The 17,698-nt window shown below is 31.7% G+C and carries 18 protein-coding genes and 1 pseudogene; 14 read left to right on the top strand and 5 right to left on the bottom strand.

Annotated elements, in window-relative coordinates; all coding sequences use genetic code 11:
* The 9 genes from ACGH6P_RS10905 to ACGH6P_RS10865 all read left to right on the top strand — a co-directional run.
* Positions 1–813 (top strand): glycoside hydrolase family protein (locus ACGH6P_RS10905; protein WP_411597469.1); only part of this gene is annotated, 813 nt, incomplete at its 5' end.
* A gap of 10 nt (positions 814–823) precedes the next feature.
* Positions 824–1,561, top strand: coding sequence for a hypothetical protein (locus tag ACGH6P_RS10900; RefSeq protein WP_411597468.1), 738 nt, complete (start codon positions 824–826; stop codon positions 1,559–1,561).
* Between the two features lie 675 nt (positions 1,562–2,236).
* Positions 2,237–3,529: a peptidoglycan-binding domain-containing protein gene (locus ACGH6P_RS10895; protein WP_411597467.1), complete on the top strand. Its 1,293-nt coding sequence runs from the start codon at positions 2,237–2,239 to the stop codon at positions 3,527–3,529.
* Positions 3,530–3,536: 7 nt separating this feature from the next.
* Positions 3,537–4,088, top strand: a complete 552-nt coding sequence (locus tag ACGH6P_RS10890; protein WP_411597466.1) for a hypothetical protein — start codon at positions 3,537–3,539, stop codon at positions 4,086–4,088.
* A gap of 156 nt (positions 4,089–4,244) precedes the next feature.
* On the top strand, positions 4,245–5,345 hold the full coding sequence (locus ACGH6P_RS10885) for a hypothetical protein (RefSeq protein ID WP_294829479.1): 1,101 nt from the start codon (positions 4,245–4,247) through the stop codon (positions 5,343–5,345).
* 220 nt (positions 5,346–5,565) lie between these two features.
* Complete coding sequence (locus ACGH6P_RS10880) at positions 5,566–6,735, top strand: peptidoglycan-binding domain-containing protein (protein ID WP_411597465.1); 1,170 nt, start codon at positions 5,566–5,568, stop codon at positions 6,733–6,735.
* A 13-nt stretch (positions 6,736–6,748) separates the two neighbouring features.
* Positions 6,749–8,212: a hypothetical protein gene (locus ACGH6P_RS10875; protein ID WP_411597464.1), complete on the top strand. Its 1,464-nt coding sequence runs from the start codon at positions 6,749–6,751 to the stop codon at positions 8,210–8,212.
* The gene (locus tag ACGH6P_RS10870; RefSeq protein ID WP_411597463.1) at positions 8,209–9,114 is read left to right on the top strand and encodes a hypothetical protein; all 906 of its coding nucleotides are present in this window, start codon (positions 8,209–8,211) and stop codon (positions 9,112–9,114) included. Before ACGH6P_RS10875 ends, ACGH6P_RS10870 begins: the two co-directional genes overlap by 4 nt.
* A 108-nt stretch (positions 9,115–9,222) precedes the next feature.
* Positions 9,223–9,390: a hypothetical protein gene (locus tag ACGH6P_RS10865; protein WP_411597462.1), complete on the top strand. Its 168-nt coding sequence runs from the start codon at positions 9,223–9,225 to the stop codon at positions 9,388–9,390.
* Between the two features lie 109 nt (positions 9,391–9,499).
* Here the strand turns inward: ACGH6P_RS10865 and ACGH6P_RS10860 are convergent, their stop codons facing one another.
* Positions 9,500–10,084: a hypothetical protein gene (locus ACGH6P_RS10860; RefSeq protein WP_411597461.1), complete on the bottom strand. Its 585-nt coding sequence runs from the start codon at positions 10,082–10,084 to the stop codon at positions 9,500–9,502.
* Positions 10,085–10,266: 182 nt separating this feature from the next.
* Positions 10,267–10,971, bottom strand: coding sequence for a lipopolysaccharide core heptose(II) kinase RfaY (locus ACGH6P_RS10855; protein WP_267351935.1), 705 nt, complete (start codon positions 10,969–10,971; stop codon positions 10,267–10,269).
* Positions 10,972–11,159: 188 nt separating this feature from the next.
* On the opposite strand from ACGH6P_RS10855, the gene ACGH6P_RS10850 reads away from it, so the two are divergent.
* Complete coding sequence (locus ACGH6P_RS10850) at positions 11,160–11,459, top strand: GIY-YIG nuclease family protein (RefSeq protein ID WP_267351934.1); 300 nt, start codon at positions 11,160–11,162, stop codon at positions 11,457–11,459.
* Between the two features lie 24 nt (positions 11,460–11,483).
* Here ACGH6P_RS10850 and ACGH6P_RS10845 read toward each other — a convergent pair.
* The 3 genes and pseudogenes from ACGH6P_RS10845 to ACGH6P_RS10835 all read right to left on the bottom strand — a co-directional run bounded on the left by ACGH6P_RS10845 (position 11,484) and on the right by ACGH6P_RS10835 (position 14,374).
* A pseudogene (locus tag ACGH6P_RS10845) lies at positions 11,484–12,470 on the bottom strand (serine/threonine protein kinase).
* A 12-nt stretch (positions 12,471–12,482) separates the two neighbouring features.
* On the bottom strand, positions 12,483–13,094 hold the full coding sequence (gene yihA / locus ACGH6P_RS10840) for a ribosome biogenesis GTP-binding protein YihA/YsxC (RefSeq protein WP_065559653.1): 612 nt from the start codon (positions 13,092–13,094) through the stop codon (positions 12,483–12,485).
* Between the two features lie 68 nt (positions 13,095–13,162).
* Positions 13,163–14,374, bottom strand: a complete 1,212-nt coding sequence (locus ACGH6P_RS10835) for an aspartate aminotransferase family protein (protein ID WP_411597460.1) — start codon at positions 14,372–14,374, stop codon at positions 13,163–13,165.
* A gap of 208 nt (positions 14,375–14,582) precedes the next feature.
* Between ACGH6P_RS10835 and ACGH6P_RS10830 the strand changes: the two genes are divergently transcribed.
* The 4 genes from ACGH6P_RS10830 to ACGH6P_RS10815 all read left to right on the top strand — a co-directional run.
* Positions 14,583–14,852 carry an oxidative damage protection protein gene (locus ACGH6P_RS10830; RefSeq protein ID WP_065559651.1) on the top strand — a complete coding sequence of 90 codons (270 nt, stop codon included), beginning with the start codon at positions 14,583–14,585 and terminating at the stop codon, positions 14,850–14,852.
* Positions 14,853–14,860: 8 nt separating this feature from the next.
* Positions 14,861–15,931 carry a membrane-bound lytic murein transglycosylase MltC gene (gene mltC / locus ACGH6P_RS10825; RefSeq protein ID WP_267351928.1) on the top strand — a complete coding sequence of 357 codons (1,071 nt, stop codon included), beginning with the start codon at positions 14,861–14,863 and terminating at the stop codon, positions 15,929–15,931.
* A gap of 365 nt (positions 15,932–16,296) precedes the next feature.
* On the top strand, positions 16,297–16,842 hold the full coding sequence (locus ACGH6P_RS10820) for a hypothetical protein (protein ID WP_411597459.1): 546 nt from the start codon (positions 16,297–16,299) through the stop codon (positions 16,840–16,842).
* A 241-nt stretch (positions 16,843–17,083) separates the two neighbouring features.
* On the top strand, positions 17,084–17,698 hold a 615-nt coding region (locus ACGH6P_RS10815; RefSeq protein WP_411597458.1), incomplete at its 3' end, for a hypothetical protein.

The following is a 17,698-nucleotide window of genomic DNA, read 5'->3' as shown; positions in this document are numbered from 1 at the left end:
AAAGCGACAAAAATGCTGTGGTGGGATGATGTCGCCAAAGGTTTAGCTAAGCAAAAGCAGCAGACACAACAAAGTGACACTGAAACAGAAAAAGATAAAACAAAAGACAGCTCAAAGCAACAAACCGAAACTTCATCAACGCTTGCCACCTTAAGTCAAAATGGTAGGGTGTGGTTTATAAATCCTATTATAATAATGAGTTTGTTTGATAAAATTATAAAAAGAGAATTGAAAACATCACAAGCAGGAATAGATTTTATTTATTTAGCGGAGGCACAAAAAAATATTTCTAATAAATTGCATTGGCCAGGAACTGGAAGTGGTATTACTTTAGGCCCAGGTTATGATATGAAAGGAAGAAGTTCAACAAATATTTTAAATGATCTTTTAGAAATAGGTATTTCATCTGATGTGGCGCAAAAAGTTTCTAAAGCAGCTGGTTTAAAAAATGAAACTGAAATTAAAGTATTTATGAAGGAAAATAAAGACGTTATTACATTAACTGTTGAACAAGAAAAATTATTATTAATTAAAATAATTCCCGACTATGAAAATAAAATTGAGAAAGTTATAAAAATTGATTTGAAGCAACATGAATATGATGCATTAGTTTCTTTTGTTTATAATGTTGGTTCTATTAAAAGTGATAGTAATTTATCAAAATATCTTAATGAAGGTAAAAAGAAAGAAGCAATGGATGTTTTACTACAATATAATAAATCTGGAGGTAAAGTTTTAGAAGGTTTAAAGAGAAGGAGAGAGAAAGAACGAGAAATATTTGAAAAAGGTATATATGCTAAAGAGATTTATTAGGAGAAAGAGTATGCTTCGTAATTTTTATTTAATATTCTGCCTATTTTTGTCATTTTCAATAAGAGCAGATTTAACTAATAATTGGATAGTGACTAAAGTATATATTAGCGATACAGCACGCACAAAAACAGTGTCCTATGATGATCCAATTTACCTTAATAGAATATTTCAATGGGATGAAAATGTTATCAAAACTAATATTTATTCTGGTGCTCTTATTGAGATTTGTTCAAATTATAAAGTAAATAATTTCATTATCGATTTTGATGAATTTTTAAACAAAGAAATGCTAAGTGCTGACTCTTTTGACCTAAATATGAAACAAAAAATAAACCAATTAAATATTTTCTGCCCTAACATTCAAAAAACATGGACATTATTTGAAAAAAATGCTGATGCATATTTAATAGTAAATACAAATGATTCTATATTAGAGATAAATCGAATAAAGTATCAGAATACTGTTCCGAGTTTCTCTTGTTCAAAAGCAAAGAAGGTATCTGAAAAACTGATTTGCCAAAATATTTATCTATCAGGATTAGATAGGAGTATTCATGATATTTATCATAATATAAAAAAATATTATGACTACAATAATGCTCAGAAAGAGTTTGAAGAAATATACAGTAATCAAAAAAAGTTTATTCAGAAAAGAGATTTATGTACTAATGAAAAATGTTTGATGGACATTATGAATAAACATACTTATGAGTTACATCAATATATGCCATTGATTACGCCTTACTAGAAATTGTAACTAATATTCGGTGTAAATTTTAAATTGTATTTAATCAGAAAGTAACAATAGGAAATGTTAAGAATATCATTTATTTTTAAATGATAAATATACAGGTATAGCCACTTAAATAGAGAATATTGAGAAATATAAAAATAATATGTATTTTAATGTCATTATTATCTTTGATTTGTTTTGCTAATAATTTTAATCATTCTTGTTTGTATATAAATAGGTATGGTTCTTCGAATTTCACAATTCAAATCTCTTATTATTGCAAAGAAGTGAATTAGATTGTAAAGGCCTTTAATATGAAGGAGCACAGAAAAAAGATAAATTGTATATTTAATTAAAAGGAAAAATGATAAATCATCATTCATTTCATCATTTATAAGAATATCAATTTCAACATAATTATGATTAATATATTATTTCCAGCAGTCAATTAACTATATAGAAAATGGCAAATTATTACAAATTGAGGAACTAAAAACATTGGGATATATTAGATACTCCATGTATAGATAATGAATATGCGACAATTAAGAGAACTATTTTAAGGGAATATCCGACAAACCACACTTAACAACGGCACTGGGACGGCTGTTAGTTAATTATAAAAGTGAATGGTATGAAGAGCTGGATGCAGAAGGAAAGCGACCGGAATGGGAAGTATTAAACAGTGAAATGACCGATGATGCGGAAAACTATTTGGGTTATATAAAAGACGGTGATGAAGCAAAACGTGATGCATATGTTAGTAAGATGGACGCAAGCGAACAAGAATCAATAAAACAAGGCTTAGAACAACAAAGAAGAGATTATCAACGTTTTCCCCCTGATTATAAAGATGCACCCGACAAGAAATTAACACAAGAACAACTTAAATTATTGGGTTATATAAATCAGTTAGAAGAGAAGTATAAATTATGGGAAAAAACCAAAGAAAAAGCGACAAAAATGCTCTGGTGGGATGATGTAGCCAAAGGTTTAGCTAAGCAAAGTAAGCAAAGTCAACAGACGGAACAAAGTGACACTGAAACTAAAAAAGAGCAATCAGCAGACACCTCAAGTAAACAAGCCGAAACTTCATCAAGGCTTGTCACCTTAAGTCAAAATGGTAGGGCGTGGTTTATACATCCTGTATCTATGGTAAATTATTTCTCTGATAATAAAGTGCTTTTCCAAAAAGGCGATAAAGATGAAATAATTCGAGAAATCAATATCCGTCTTGCTGGTTTTGGTGGCAATGTTCCGACTGATGAGTTTACGGAAAGAACAGAAAACATGATTAAACAGTTTCAACGTGATTATATGAAAGTTGAAGAAACGGGAGTTGTTGATATGGATGTAATAACGGCAATAGATGAATTTTCTGTTGAATACGATTTACCAAGCGATGAATGGGTAAGGAAGCCTTCTACTGATGATCAACAAATGTTTTGTCCATGTGGTTTGTGTGATGGATTTGGTCAAAATAGACATAAAGATCTGTATTATGGAGCACAGTTAGAATCAACGCATAGATATGAATATCCTGGTATACATAGATCACTTTTATGGGCACTAAAAGCTGTAATATTTTATTTAAAAAAAGAAAATTCAGTTTATAGTTTCAGAAAAATTTCATCGGGATATAGATGCTATGATAGAAATCTTCAAAAAAATAGACGGACTACAAACCATAAAGGTAAAGCTTTAGATATACATTTTAATAAAAATGGTGTTAGAACAAGATTATGCGAAGATATGGATAATTTGAGAAAAGATATTTTTAATAAATATTTAGGAGCCAAGTGGGATTGGTTAGCTGGACAAAATAATATCTTCAATTTGGAGTCTGCGAAAAAAGGTGCAAAAAGCTGGGTGCACTATGATGTACGTCAATTTGATCAAATTTTCCTAAAAGATGAATATTTTTGTAAAGATTCAGAAACATTAAATGGCAAACCTCTAGTATCATTAATAATTAATGGGTGATAAATATATGAAAAATAGATGTTTATTAATTTGTTTGTTATTTTCTATAATTTCTTTTTTTACTTATGCGCATGAACCGTATATAGAAAAAGATTCAAATAAAATTTTTCGTCACAATAACAAAAATACCTGTTTTGTAAAAAGTGAAGATCGTTTACCTTTAAATAAAAGTCATAGAAATTCAAAGTATATGCAAACAAATATGGAAAGTTGTCAAGTTGAAGATTTGGAATTATGGAATTGTGAAATAGATTTTCGTTATATACCTTTACCATCAAAAAATAGTATTGATATGTTATTAGTACCAATGGATTGTGGCGATTTCCCGTATAGGTTATATTTGATAACAATAAAAGATCATCAAATCCGCTCAGAATTATATGTTGAAGGAGAGTGGTATGAACCAGGATACAATGAAGATATGATTGAGAAAACGCATTTTAGCATCTCAAAAGATTTTATCATTACCGTTACAACAGAATATGATAATAAGTTAACAATTAAGCATTACTATTTAAACGATAATGGATACATTGAAGAAAAAAACAATAATAATTAAATAAAAAATAAAACAAACCTCAAAAAAGCGAAATATATGGAAGTTGAAGAAACTGATTTTGTAGATATGCAAATAATTGAAGCGATTTAATGAAATTATCCCTATCCGAACTATGTAAAACTAACTAGTTAAATTTGATGATTTTATGGAAATAATATGAAAATAAAAAAACAAATATCTTTGTTCTTAATTCTAATATTTATATTTTTTTGTCATAACTCTGCTGTGGCAAATTTAAAAAAAGAACATCAAATTTTAATCGAAACACCTTTACCATTCGATTTTAGTTTATGGGATAAAGCTGAAAGGGGAATTAGTAATGAAGGTTATTTTTTTAATCATGCTAAGATAGATTATGAGTTTACGGATAATATAAAATTATTTACTTATTTTGTTAAAGATAATCCTGTTTTAACAAATTTTTATAAAGAAAATAATTTGGATTTGAATGATGCTATTTACGTTAAGTTAGAAACAAAGAAAACATTTGATACATTTATTGTTAAATCATCAAATGATTTTGTTTTGTTGAATATTTCCAAACAAGGTAAAGTTTTATCCTCTCAAAAAATAGCAAATATGGTTAATGATAATCAATGGCGTACATTTGTCATTGATAAATCTTTAAATATTAAAACCACTATCGGTACTGTCAGATATAGTGAAGTCAATGAAAGGTATTTAACAAATCAAAAACTGACAGAGCAGACGTTACAAATTTTGGATAATGGAAAAATTAATTTAATCAGTAGTAAACAATTTCCCAGCATTGAAACTAATTATAATCCCGCTATTCCCGATAATTGTTTTCAAAAAATAGCTTCTTTTTCCAATGAAAGAGCAAAATTAGATTTACCTTTGGATCTACCTATTAGTAGTAATGATTTTGGTTATATTACGGACAGTTTTGAACCAGAAGGTAGAGGAAATGAGACTCATTGTCAGACGCTTGCTGGATACTATGCTCGTTTACCTAATGTTGATCAAAATTATATTTATTTTTTTACTGGATATGATGATATTGGATGGCAAATGAATGGGAAGTCAAATAGCTATTATGGTATAGGTTATTTAGTCACAGTTAAGGATCATCAGGTAAAAGATGTGTTACCGATTTACTATAATTCATTAAATCGCAACCAAAAAATTGAGTTTACTATCGATAAAAATATGGTTATTGAGTTATTAATAACAGAGGATTCTGGTAAAAAAAATAATTATCAGTTTTATATTAATAAAAATGGTGAATTTGAGTAATATTTAGTATAAAAGTAATATTTTTAATTATAAGTAGCAATTATTTAGTTGGTTAATGTTAGTGACCTTACTTACCAATAAATGGATCATGATTAAAGTAATAAATATTTTCCAATTATTAGTTTATGCAATCTTGTCATATTAAAAGGTAAAAAAAGTTAAAAAGAATCAATTAAACAATAAAATAAGATGCAATTAACTAAGTGTTAAGCTAAATAAAATGTGGAAGAAAGGCAACATAAATGGAATGAGCGAAGAAATGTTAGTAGAAAAAAGGCAACAGCAAAAAATTTTCATAACAAAAGAATTGGATGAACTATGTGTAGCCAAAGAAAACAAGCATGTAAAAACATACTGGCAAATTGAAAAAGAACAACGCATAAAACCATCGTTATGGTGGAAAGAAGTCGCCAAAGCTCAAGCATCCCAAACCGAAAGTGGTAGCCAAACGGATACCACCTCCCCAAAACCAACCAACCTATCAACAGACGGCAAAGCTTGGTTTATTCACCCAGTAGCAATGGTGGATTATTTTGTAGGAAACGATGTTCTTTTTAGAAAAGGCGATAAAGATGAAATAATTCGAGAAATCAATATCCGTCTTGCCGGTTTTGGTGGCAATGTTCCGACTGATGAGTTTACGGAAAGAACAGAAAACATGATCAAACAGTTTCAACGTGATTATATGAAAGTTGAAGAAACGGGTGTTGTTGATATTCCAGTAATTGAAGCGATTGATAAGTTTCAAGAGGAATATCCAATAGAAACATATTTTGCTCAAGCTAACTGTAAATGTTCAACTTTTACTAATCTAAAAGAGCCAACTTGTGATGGGTTTGGTCTAAATAAAACCAATAATGGAAAAACAGGTAAGAATTATGCATCAGGAATTGAATATCCAGGCTTACATAGAACATTGTTTTGGGTATTAAGAAGCATTATGTTTTATATCGATTCAGATGAAAGATATCAACATTTGACAGTTGATGTTGTATCTTTTGGTTATAGATGTTGGGCGGATAATATTTATCATAACCGAATAAGTACTAACCATATGGGTAAAGCTCTCGATATCCATGTAATTAAAAAAGAAAAAGCTAAATCTGAACACACCAACGATGAAAGGTTTGTTTGTTGTGATTTAGTTAGAGATATTTTGACGGAAAAAACAAATGCGGAATATAGATGGTTTCATTCTAATGGCATTGCTTTAGAAAATAGTTATACAAGATATCATCCAAAAAAAGGGCGCGATAATAAAAGTATTGCGAGCAATTGTGTTCATTATGATGTTCGCGTTTTTGAGAGTCAATTTTTAGAAAATCAGTTTTTTGTGAAAACAGAAAAAGATGTCAATGGTAAATATTTAAAAGTGTTGGTTAAAAATTAGAGGAACTAATAATATGCATGGGTTTTATCTTTCTTTAATTAAAAAAAATATAATGTTAATAAGAATCATATGTTTATTATGTGTTTTCTTTAATTTTTCTAATGTTCATGCTAAAGATATTGAGCAACCTTACTGGATTTTAGATGAATATGTTGAAAATTATAACCAAATGAACAAAAATAATTATAACTTTGATTATTTAAACAATTTTAGAGTTAAATTAGTTAATAACATCATTTATATTAATGATGATCAATATAATGTTAGTGTACGTCAGACATCTGATATATCCCAATTACTGACAAAAGACCTAATAGAAAAACCAATCATCAACGAATTTATTTTACCAACAGGGGGGATAAATTATTTACAATTTGAAGATGTTTTAGACAGTAATTTAGCTAAATTATTATTACCAAAAGGCAGATTGATTTTAGGCAAAGAACAGTTGTTAATTATAAATGAATCTTTAGTTGCGTCTTTTTTAAAACCTAAAGACAAAAATTCATTTCTAACATTAGCTAATAAATTTCCCGCATTAGATTTACCAATTAATTCTCAAAGCTCAACAGATTTTATTAAGGATGGGAATTATCACAATTATCCTCAAAATATATCAAGAAGTTATCTACACTATTTAAAATTATTTGATGACAATAGTTTATATGAACAGTTAAATAATTACTTAACTAATTTGAATGGAATAAAATTACCAACAATAAATAATGTAATAAATCCTATTTTAATCAGTGGTACACAAGAGAATGAAGAGAAAATAGTTTATCTTCACCTTTTCTCTAAACAATTTAATTTTTTAGATAAAATTATATTGTCTTCTCGAATCGGTATGACAAGAGAAAATCCTGCAACAGGTGATTTGCCAATCGGATTTATTTATTACAATATTGATAAAAACTATTTTATTGAGCGTCGCCAACGTTTTGAAGATGAAACAATAGAAGTACAACATTTTCAAGTGACAAAAGAAGGGAAGTTTCAAGAGTTACCTGTCACCTCAAATTGCTACAGTGAATTAGCGGTTAAAGATAATAAAACACATTCAACAAAAAGCCTTTTACTAACTAGTCAACAAGCAAATAATTATATGCGCTTTGAAAGTGAGAAAATCGATGAACTTGATGATATCACACTAACTTTAAATCCTGCTGATAAAAAGCTTTGTGTAAATTATCAACAAACCTATTCATTTACTTTTGGTAAAGCAAAATCAAAACAGTTATTTGGTAATGAAAAACGCTATCAACAGCAAGTCGAAAATTTTAAAAAATTTAATATAGATATTAGTGACGAGTTAGAATATATCACATTTGACAATATCGACAAATCGCTATTAGCTAAATATCTACTAAATGGAAATAAAGCGATTTATATGAACGAAATGCTATTTATTGTGGGTGAAGATTATCTTGCTGTCTACAGACAGCCTACAGTTAACGAGCTAACTTACCAAGAATGATAATATCAAAAGGTGCAAAATTACTGGCGTCAGCATCAAAATCGGATACGGAAGTCGGTGAGCGTCTTAAAGGTTCGGAAATAAAAATATTAAGTAAAGAACAGAATATCAACTGGTTACAAATAGAGATTCAAACATCAACGAGTGAAACCAAAACATTATGGATAGAGAATAGTGAAGAGATACAGGATAAAATAAAAACCAAAGGTAATCTAAAAGATTTAGCCAGTAGCACAAAGGCATGGAGCAAGTTTCCATTACAACAGAGTGAGTTAACAACCAGTAAAAATGAAGTCGATACACCACCGTTGCTACTGAATATAAATGATAAAGATTTAATCAAAAATGATAAACGAGCCATGGATGAAAAGGGGACTTTATGGTTATGGATAGAGCATGCAGTGGATAGTCAAAATGTTTCTATTAAAGGATGGACATTTATTGGCAGTGAGGGCGTGAAGAAAGTCAGTGGTTGGGAGTGGTTTAGTTTTAAACAGATTACAGAAACCAACAGTTTAAAAGAGTTTTACCTGAGTGCAAAAAAAGCGACAACCCGAAATAAGGATAATGCTTCACTGGAGAACTATAAGCCAACCCTCAAAGAGACCTTAACAATATTAGACAAGCAATATATTCAAAATAGTAATGAATATGCGAAATTAACACAGGGATGTTTTAAAGGAATATCCGACAAACCACACTTAACAACGGCACTGGGACGGCTATTAGTTCATTATCAAAGTGAATGGTATGAAGAGCTGAATGCGGAAGAAAAGCGACCGGAATGGGAAGCATTAAACAGTGAAATGACCGATGATGCGGAAAACTATTTGGGGTATATAAAAGACGGTGATGAAGCAAAACGTGATGTATATGTTAGTAAGATGGATGCAAGCGAATAAGAATCAATAAAACAAGGCTTAGAACAACAAAGAAGAGATTATCAACGTTTTCCAGATGGTTATGAAGATGCACCCGACAAGAAATTAACACAAGAGCAACTTGAATTATTGGGTAAAATAAATCAGTTAGAAGAGAAGTCTAAATTATGGGAAAAAACCAAAGAAAAAGCGACAAAAATGCTGTGGTGGGATGATGTCGCCAAAGGTTTAGCAAAGCAAAAGAAGCATACACAACAAAGTGATGCGACCACTGAAAACGGTAGCCGCATCAACTAAACAACCCCAAACTTCATCAACGCCTGCCACCTTAAGTCAATTAGCCGTTTTTCTAATGGTAGGTAAGATTACACTTGTAACGTTAATGTACTAGAAAATGCATTTATTGTTATTTTAATAAACATGATTGGATCTTATTGATTTCTTTATTTAGTGCATCGATAACTAAGTCAGGATGCGATCGTTGTACAGTTTTAACGTTTTCAAAACCATCATTTACTGTCGAACCTGTATATTGTTGAGCCTGTTTAATGTTGCTAAATAGATAATCAATATTGTTTTGATGGCGAGTAGCCGTTAAAGTATAACTGACAAAATATTTAGCGTTATATTGATAGTCGGTTACAGCATTGGCAACCACATGATTGCCTTCAACTAGTTTAATCGTTTGCCCCCCATTAATTGTGATCGATTGTTGATTAGGGATGTTGTATGAATACCACCAAGGTGATCCAAAATAACTTTCGTTTGTTAGCACAACTGGCCCATTATTGAGTTCTTGTGCAATACACAGCGACAATGAAGAATGAGGATTTTGGATTGGTATTGTCTTGCTATATTTATTGAGAATATCATCGCCCGCTGCGTTTTGTGCTATTTCGACGCCTTGGGTTTGATAAATCGACGCCATTTTTGGCGAAGTACAGCCAGTTAGCACAGCAACAAGAGTGAATATAATTATAAACGCTTTCATGGCTAGCTCCTCATTGGTGTTAAACGGTTTATTAATTAGTTTACTCGTATCAATAAACATTAACCATAAATTAATATTAGAAATTGAATGAAAAGAACCAATGTTAAAAATGTGGAAATTAATAACAATTTTAGACGTTATGCGAGTGAGGTAAATAATTACCTCACATCATTAAGATAATATTAAACCTTTTTACCACGAATTTTTCGTGATAATCGTTTAAATCCATGGGTGAATTTTTTAATTGCCATTGCCATAGCCGGAACTTTAATCTTAATATTAAATCGTTCTTGCAGTTCTATGGCATCGTTAGCTTTGGTTAGCCAAATAAACCCTGAATTTGTTAAATCGATAGCTTTAATTTTACCATCTGGCGTTAAAATAAAATTACCGCCATGCACATCGTTAGAGACTAAATTATAATGATGAAGTTTTTCGATACAATTTTTGACTTGTTCGCCATGTAATTTCATTTCGTCCCTTGTTAATGAACGACCTTCGATAAAATTAAAAATCATATAGTGGCGTTTAGTTTTTTTATCGAATGCGACTAAATAAAGCTCATAAGCTATGTCGCATTTATCCTGCGAAATTTTAGCTAATTTGTGGATTAAATTGAAATAAAAATCACCGGTTATTTTGGCAATCAGTCGACGTTCCAAACGATTTTCAACGCCACCATCAATTTTAAAAATAAATTTGCTTTGATTATGATTAATTAAATAAGTATATCTTTCAATACGATCACTAGGATCCAGTAATTCATGGTGACCTTCCTCTGCCAGAAAGTGATCAAACAGTTCAAGATAGTCAATTTCATCATTTTGGACGTAAGCGAACTTCATATCACCACGTTCAGTTTCAATTATATTTGCAAAGTTATTCAAATTACTTGGCTCCAACATACAACAACACAATTGGTTTATCTTAAACACTATCTATCTTAAAGTAAATGAAACGATGATAATTATAACGTTTACATAACCTAAATATAATCATCAAAATTTTGCGCTGATTAAAATGTTTTCTTATAATTGAAAATTATTGATAAATACGTTAACTGCTATTGTTTACTATGCTAAATAAGTCATCAGTTTGGTTTCTCTATATTATTAAAACGGCTAATCAAACATTCTATACCGGTATTACTACAGATATAAGTCGACGTTTACATCAACATCAAACTGGTCAGGGCGCTAAATATTTGAAAGGTCATCAAGATCTTACGCTTGTCTATCAAGTTTATGTTGGGGATAAATCCACAGCTTTAAAGCTTGAGTATCGTATCAAACAACTTTCAAAGACTCATAAAGAAAAACTTATTGCACAATCGCCTAACTTAACGGAATTATTGGCAAGATTCATTGCTAACTAATTTATTTTTAGATGAGTTTATAATTCAAAATGCCGACATCAATGCTAGAGGTGGTGAGTAAATTGCTTTAGTTTGCTGTTCAAATTCCTTGAGTTGTTGATACCAAAAATCAACATCTGTGATCCAAGGAAAAGCAGCAGTAAAAGCCGGGTCTTGCCAACGTGTAATAATCCAAGCCAGATAATGAACCATTCTCATTGCTCTTAATGGCTCAATTAATTTAATTTGTTGACTATCAAAATCGTTAAACTCTTGATACATTTCTATTAACGTATCAAGTTGTAGACGTTGTTCTTGACGATTACCATTCAGTAACATCCATAAATCTTGAATTGCAGGGCCATTACGTGCATCATCAAAATCGACAAGTATGGCTTGGTCTCGCCATAATATATTACCAATATGACAATCACCATGTAAACGGATGCATTGTCAATCATTATGCCAATGTTGTTCAACGGCTTTAATTAGGTGTGTCAGGTTTGTTCTAAGCGCTGAATGAATATTTTTAGGAATAAACTGACAAGATAAAAGTACCTCTTGAGGCTGATAAAGGTACTCTTCAAGACCGATTGTCGGTCGGTGTATAAAGTTTTTTTGAGCGCCAATTTGATGCATTCGTCCTAATAACAGTGAGACTGACTCCATTTGTTCAATGTTATCAGATTCGTATTGTCTGCCGCCTATACTTGGAAAAAGCGAGAACAAATAACCTTGATATTCATGCAGAGTGTTGTTATTGACTATTATAGGCGTAACAACAGGGATTTCAGCATCAAATAATGCTTGGGTAAATTGATGCTCCTCAAGAATTTGCTCTCGATTCCAGCGATGTGGACGGTAAAACTTAGCAACATAACGTATTCGCTCTTCATCCATAAATTGGTAGACACGATTTTCATAGCTATTTAATGCTATTAAACCCGAATCAACACGTATCCCGATAGACAATAAACAATCAAGAATAAATTCCGGGGATAGCGCCTGGAATGAAAAAGCAGGATGATTCATTAATTTTCTCTTTTATTGTTGGTTAAACCATTCGTTTAATTGCCATTTTAATGGTTCAAGACCAATACGTTTTGGTGATGAGAAAGGGGATACTGTAATATCACCTTGAAAAGGTAAGATGGCTTCTTTGACCATATTAACTTGTTTTTTGAGCGCTCCAGACGCCAGCTTATCTGCTTTGGTCAATAACAACATGACGGGAATGTTCACCGATACCGCCCATTCAATCATCTGTTGATCTAAATCTTTTAAAGGATGTCTTATATCCATTAATATCACTAAACCTTTAAGGCTTTCACGTTTTTGTAGGTATTCCCCTAATGACTTCTGCCATTTTCGTTTGATTGTTTCTGGCACTTGCGCATAACCATATCCTGGCAAGTCAACCAACCGACAATTAGGCTCGACTTCAAAAAGATTAATAAGCTGAGTCCGCCCCGGTGTTTTACTGGTTCTGGCCAACCCTTTTTGGTTAGTCAGCGTATTAAGCGCACTCGATTTTCCTGCATTTGAGCGACCGGCAAATGCGACTTCTACACCACCGTCAAAGGGCAAATGTGAAATATCTGGTGCACTTAATATAAATTTAGTTTTTGCATAATTTAATGGTCGAATATCGTACATAAATAAGTATCCTATAAATGCGTAGACAGCATTTAATCGATTAAAATGCTGTTACTGTATAGAAAAACTTAAGCATTGACAACTTTTTCAACGGCTTTTGCAAATCGGTTCATCCCTTCTTGGATTTCATCTTCTGATATAATCAGTGAAGGTGTAAAACGTAATACATTTGAACCGGCATTTAAAATCATTACTTTATATTCTGTTGCGACGTTCAAAAAATCGCGAGCTTTGTCATGAAACTCAGGTTGTAATTCAGCGCCAATAAGTAACCCTTTTCCTCGATATTCTCTAAACACATTGAATTTGTCATTAATTTCTTCCAGTTTAGCAATAAATATTGCACGACGCTTTTCGATCCCTGAAAGCACGTCTGGTGAATTGATAATATCAAACGCTTCACAGCCTACTGCACAAGCAAGAGGATTACCACCATAAGTGGTACCATGTAAACCAGCATGCATCACAGAGGATACTTGATCGGTGGTTAACATTGCACTAATCGGGAATCCGCCACCCAATGCCTTAGCGGAGGTTAAAATATCCGGTATCACATTGTATTGTTGATAGGTGTATAAACTGCCTGTTCGTCCCATGCCACATTGAACTTCATCAAATATTAGCAAGGCATTATATTCATCACAAAGCAACCTAACACCATTCAAAAATTCTGGTGTAGCCGATGCTAAGCCGCCTTCCCCTTGTACTGGTTCAAGGACGACCGCACAAGTATGATCATCCATGACCGCTTTAACAGCATTAAGATCATTAAACGGAACATGAACGATATCAGCTGGCTTAGGGCCAAATCCATCGGAATATTTTGCTTGACCCCCAACAGAAACCGTGAAAAAAGTGCGTCCATGAAAAGATTGGTAAAAAGAAATAATTTTAGTTTTATAAGGATGAAACTTTTTTGTGGCATAATAGCGAGCAAGTTTGAACGCTGCTTCATTGGCTTCCGCCCCTGAATTGGCAAAAAATACGCGATCAGCAAAAGTATGGTCAATCAGTTTTTGAGCAAGCATTAATGCCGGTTCATTAGTAAACACATTGCTGACATGCCACAATTTTTGACTTTGTTCTTGTAATGCTTTGATTAATCTTGGGTGGCAATGCCCTAAAGCGTTGACTGCAATGCCACCAGCAAAATCGATGTACTCTACGCCATTTTGATCCCAAATCCGGCTACCTTCACCTTTAACGGGGATAAATTGTGCGGGTGAATAAACGGGTAAAATGACTTTATCAAACAGTTCTCGAGAAACGTTATGTTGCATTGTTACATCCTTACCTATATTGACATGTTGCAATCTATTTTATGCCAAATAGAGGTTTAGTAAAGTAAATAATTATTCACTTTATTTGAATTAAAATTCAATTTGAAAGTTTTGCGTATGATAGCGACCGAATAATTTTCTTCTTTTACATAAATGTTTTCAGTTATAATTGGACACTATTTTTAATTGTATTTGGAAAAAGATTAATATGAGCCGCATTATATTTTGCCATTATTTACAAGAAGAATCGGAAGGTTTGGATTTTCAGCTATATCCGGGAGAGCTTGGCAAGCGTATATATAACGAAATTTCAAAACTAGCTTGGCAAGAATGGCTTAAAAAACAAACCATGTTAATCAACGAAAATAAACTCAATATGATGAATCCTGAACATCGAAAAAAAATTGAAGATGAAATGGTTAAATTTTTATTTGATGGTGAAGATATCATTATTGATGGCTATAAACCACAAAATTGAGAAATCACATGAAAAATAACATAAAAATTATTACATTATTTGTTACTGCAAGTTTTTTAGCGGGTTGTCCTAGTAAAAATGCAAATTTCGATAATGAAGATTATTATGTTAAAGATACCAATGCATTTAATATTTTAATCAGCCAATATGCTAATAATATTGAACAAATATGGGGGCCCAAAGAGGTGCTTATTGCGGGACCTAAAGATTATGTTCAATATGAGGATAATTTAGAAACGCGAGTTCATATTAACTTTGTTTCTGGGGTGATTACGATAGAAACATTGTCTGATATGCCTATAATCAGTTTAAAAGATGCTATTGTTTCAACGCTACTAATGCCAGAACCAGATGATATTATTCGTCATGGTAAAATGGGGCAGGATCAGTCACAAGAGCCTTTTTTGTATAATCAGGTGCTTGACCAAGAAATGCAACCTATTCGTTGGAGTGGTAGAGCCAATAACTTTGCTGACTATGTTCTTGCTCATAATATGCAAGTTCGCACATCGGGTTCTCATCAAATTACTTATGTTGAAATTAAACTTGTTCCTAATCATATCAATCAGCGCGCCAGAAAATTTTTACCGTTAGTGATTGAAGCATCAAATCGTTACCTTATAGATGAACGATTAATTTTAGCGATTATGGAAGTTGAATCGGCATTTAACCCCTATGCTGTGAGCCGTAGTGATGCACTTGGATTAATGCAAGTTCAACAACATACTGCTGGACGCGATATTTTTTCATTAAGGGGAAAATCAGGGGAACCTAGCAGGCAATTTTTACTCGATCCTAAAAATAATGTTGATATGGGTACCGCTTATTTATCACTATTAAAAACAAAATATCTAGCTGGGATTAATAATCCTATTTCTTTGAGATACGCAATGATAACATCTTATAATGGTGGTGCAGGTAGTGTACTTCGTACCTTCTCTAGTGATCGTAACGAAGCGATTAACATTATCAATTCTATGACCCCACAGCAAGTATATCGAAAATTGGTTACTTCCCATGTTTCACAAGAGTCTCGCAACTATCTTATCAAAGTCAGTAGTATATTAGACAATAGGTAGGATATAAAATAGTCGTGCCATCATATTATATTGATTTATTTATATTATGATGGTCTTTGTTAAAGAAACAATAGTTATTTAATTAATCCCGATTTGTTAATTTTAAATTTCACTTCTTAAAAAAAGCTTACCGTGAAGGTAATTGAAATTGATAATAATCTGTTTTATTTGCTGTTTAACCGCTTACAACTCTTAGCAAATAAGGAGTTGATGCGGTTTCAACCTAAACTTAGAATAAGTGAAAATAATAGTAAAGTTTTAGCTATTAAATTTTTAGTAAATTTTATCTTTTCTTTATATCGTTTAAGGTCATCAACCTAAATTTAATAACAGAGTTGCAATAAAATGAAAGGAAATTCTAATTCATGAATAAATGTAAACGGTTCCGTATTTTTTCTGATCTGGTAATAGGTTTGTTGATTTTGCTTGGATCAATTTGTGCTTTCGCTAAAACAATGACTAATTTAATCATGCTTAGATCTATTGATGATGAATTAAATACAACAGAAAAAATGAGCTCAGGCATCTACCATTCTGGACTCTCCTTACAAAAGTTATTTCTTGCTTCTTTGGGATTTTATAAAGATACAAATTATCCGATTAAAAATGTCGGATCTCACAATGAGATATATCAGCAACCTAATTTAGATAATCACTGTCAATTAGAAACATTGTTTTTCAGTCATAGCCATTTTGTTACAGCGCTATTTGAAAAGACTGTTACTGTTATAAAAGAACTATTATCAATAGACAATAAATACAGTGTAATCTCGGCTGCTCAATACGGACTTTTCAAAAACAATGTTAATGCGGCATCCTTTCAGATTTTAGGTCAATGTGTTGTGCAAGATAGCAATTTGCTAACTAATTTATTTCAACGAAAAGATAGAGCGTATAAAAAATACACATAAAGATATTAACTTGATGATATCTTGATAGTTTAAGACAAATATTTATTATTTATTGATCGTTTTATTCGATCAATATGTTATGTCAGCTCAAAAAGTCTCAAACTAAAATGTTATTTAAATCATTAATTATTAATTAAATGTTAACTTAAAACGATAATCGGTATAGATGTTAATAAAAGACATTTAACTGAACTAACAATAAATAAAAATAATAGCTATTAAAAGAAAGGAAATAAATTAGATGAAAAAACATAACTGGACCCGACATCCGCTTTGTTTGGGGATAAGTGTTGCTTTTTTACTCGGCTCAAATGGTGTTTATGCCGGTACGGATAACGTGCCCAAATTGAACATTATCCGGGATGAGTTTAATGCAAAAGAAAAGCTTAATTTAAGTATCTATAATCCTAAAGTGAAGTTAACTTCACAAGGATTATTTACAACACCAATGGGGCTTTATGTTTATACCAACTATCCAACCAAAATTGCGGAATACCAAATCACCATTTACCGACAATCTGATTTAGATAACCAATATCCCTTAAAGACTTTCCGTTTTAGTGATATCAGCCCTTATGAAGCGGTATTATGGAATGGCGATACGGATAATGGTGAGCCATTATCGATTGATAGCGAGTATAAAGCGATTTTAACCACCACCAGTTATGACGGTTTGAAAGACAATGTTTATGCGACATTTTTTAAGACATTAGGTTATGGCAGTGCACAAACCGACAGTGATTTTATTTCCTATAGCAAATCTAACCTCCAATCTACCTCGTCGAATTTATTATTTGGCCAATTAAAATCAGACAGCACCATACCGGGCTTTGGTGAAAGCCGAATAAACCATCAG

The sequence above is a fragment of the Gilliamella sp. CG25 genome, assembly GCF_046635705.1.
Lineage (GTDB): Bacteria > Pseudomonadota > Gammaproteobacteria > Enterobacterales > Orbaceae > Gilliamella > Gilliamella apicola_I.
This window is presented reverse-complemented; position numbering and strand designations above follow the sequence as displayed.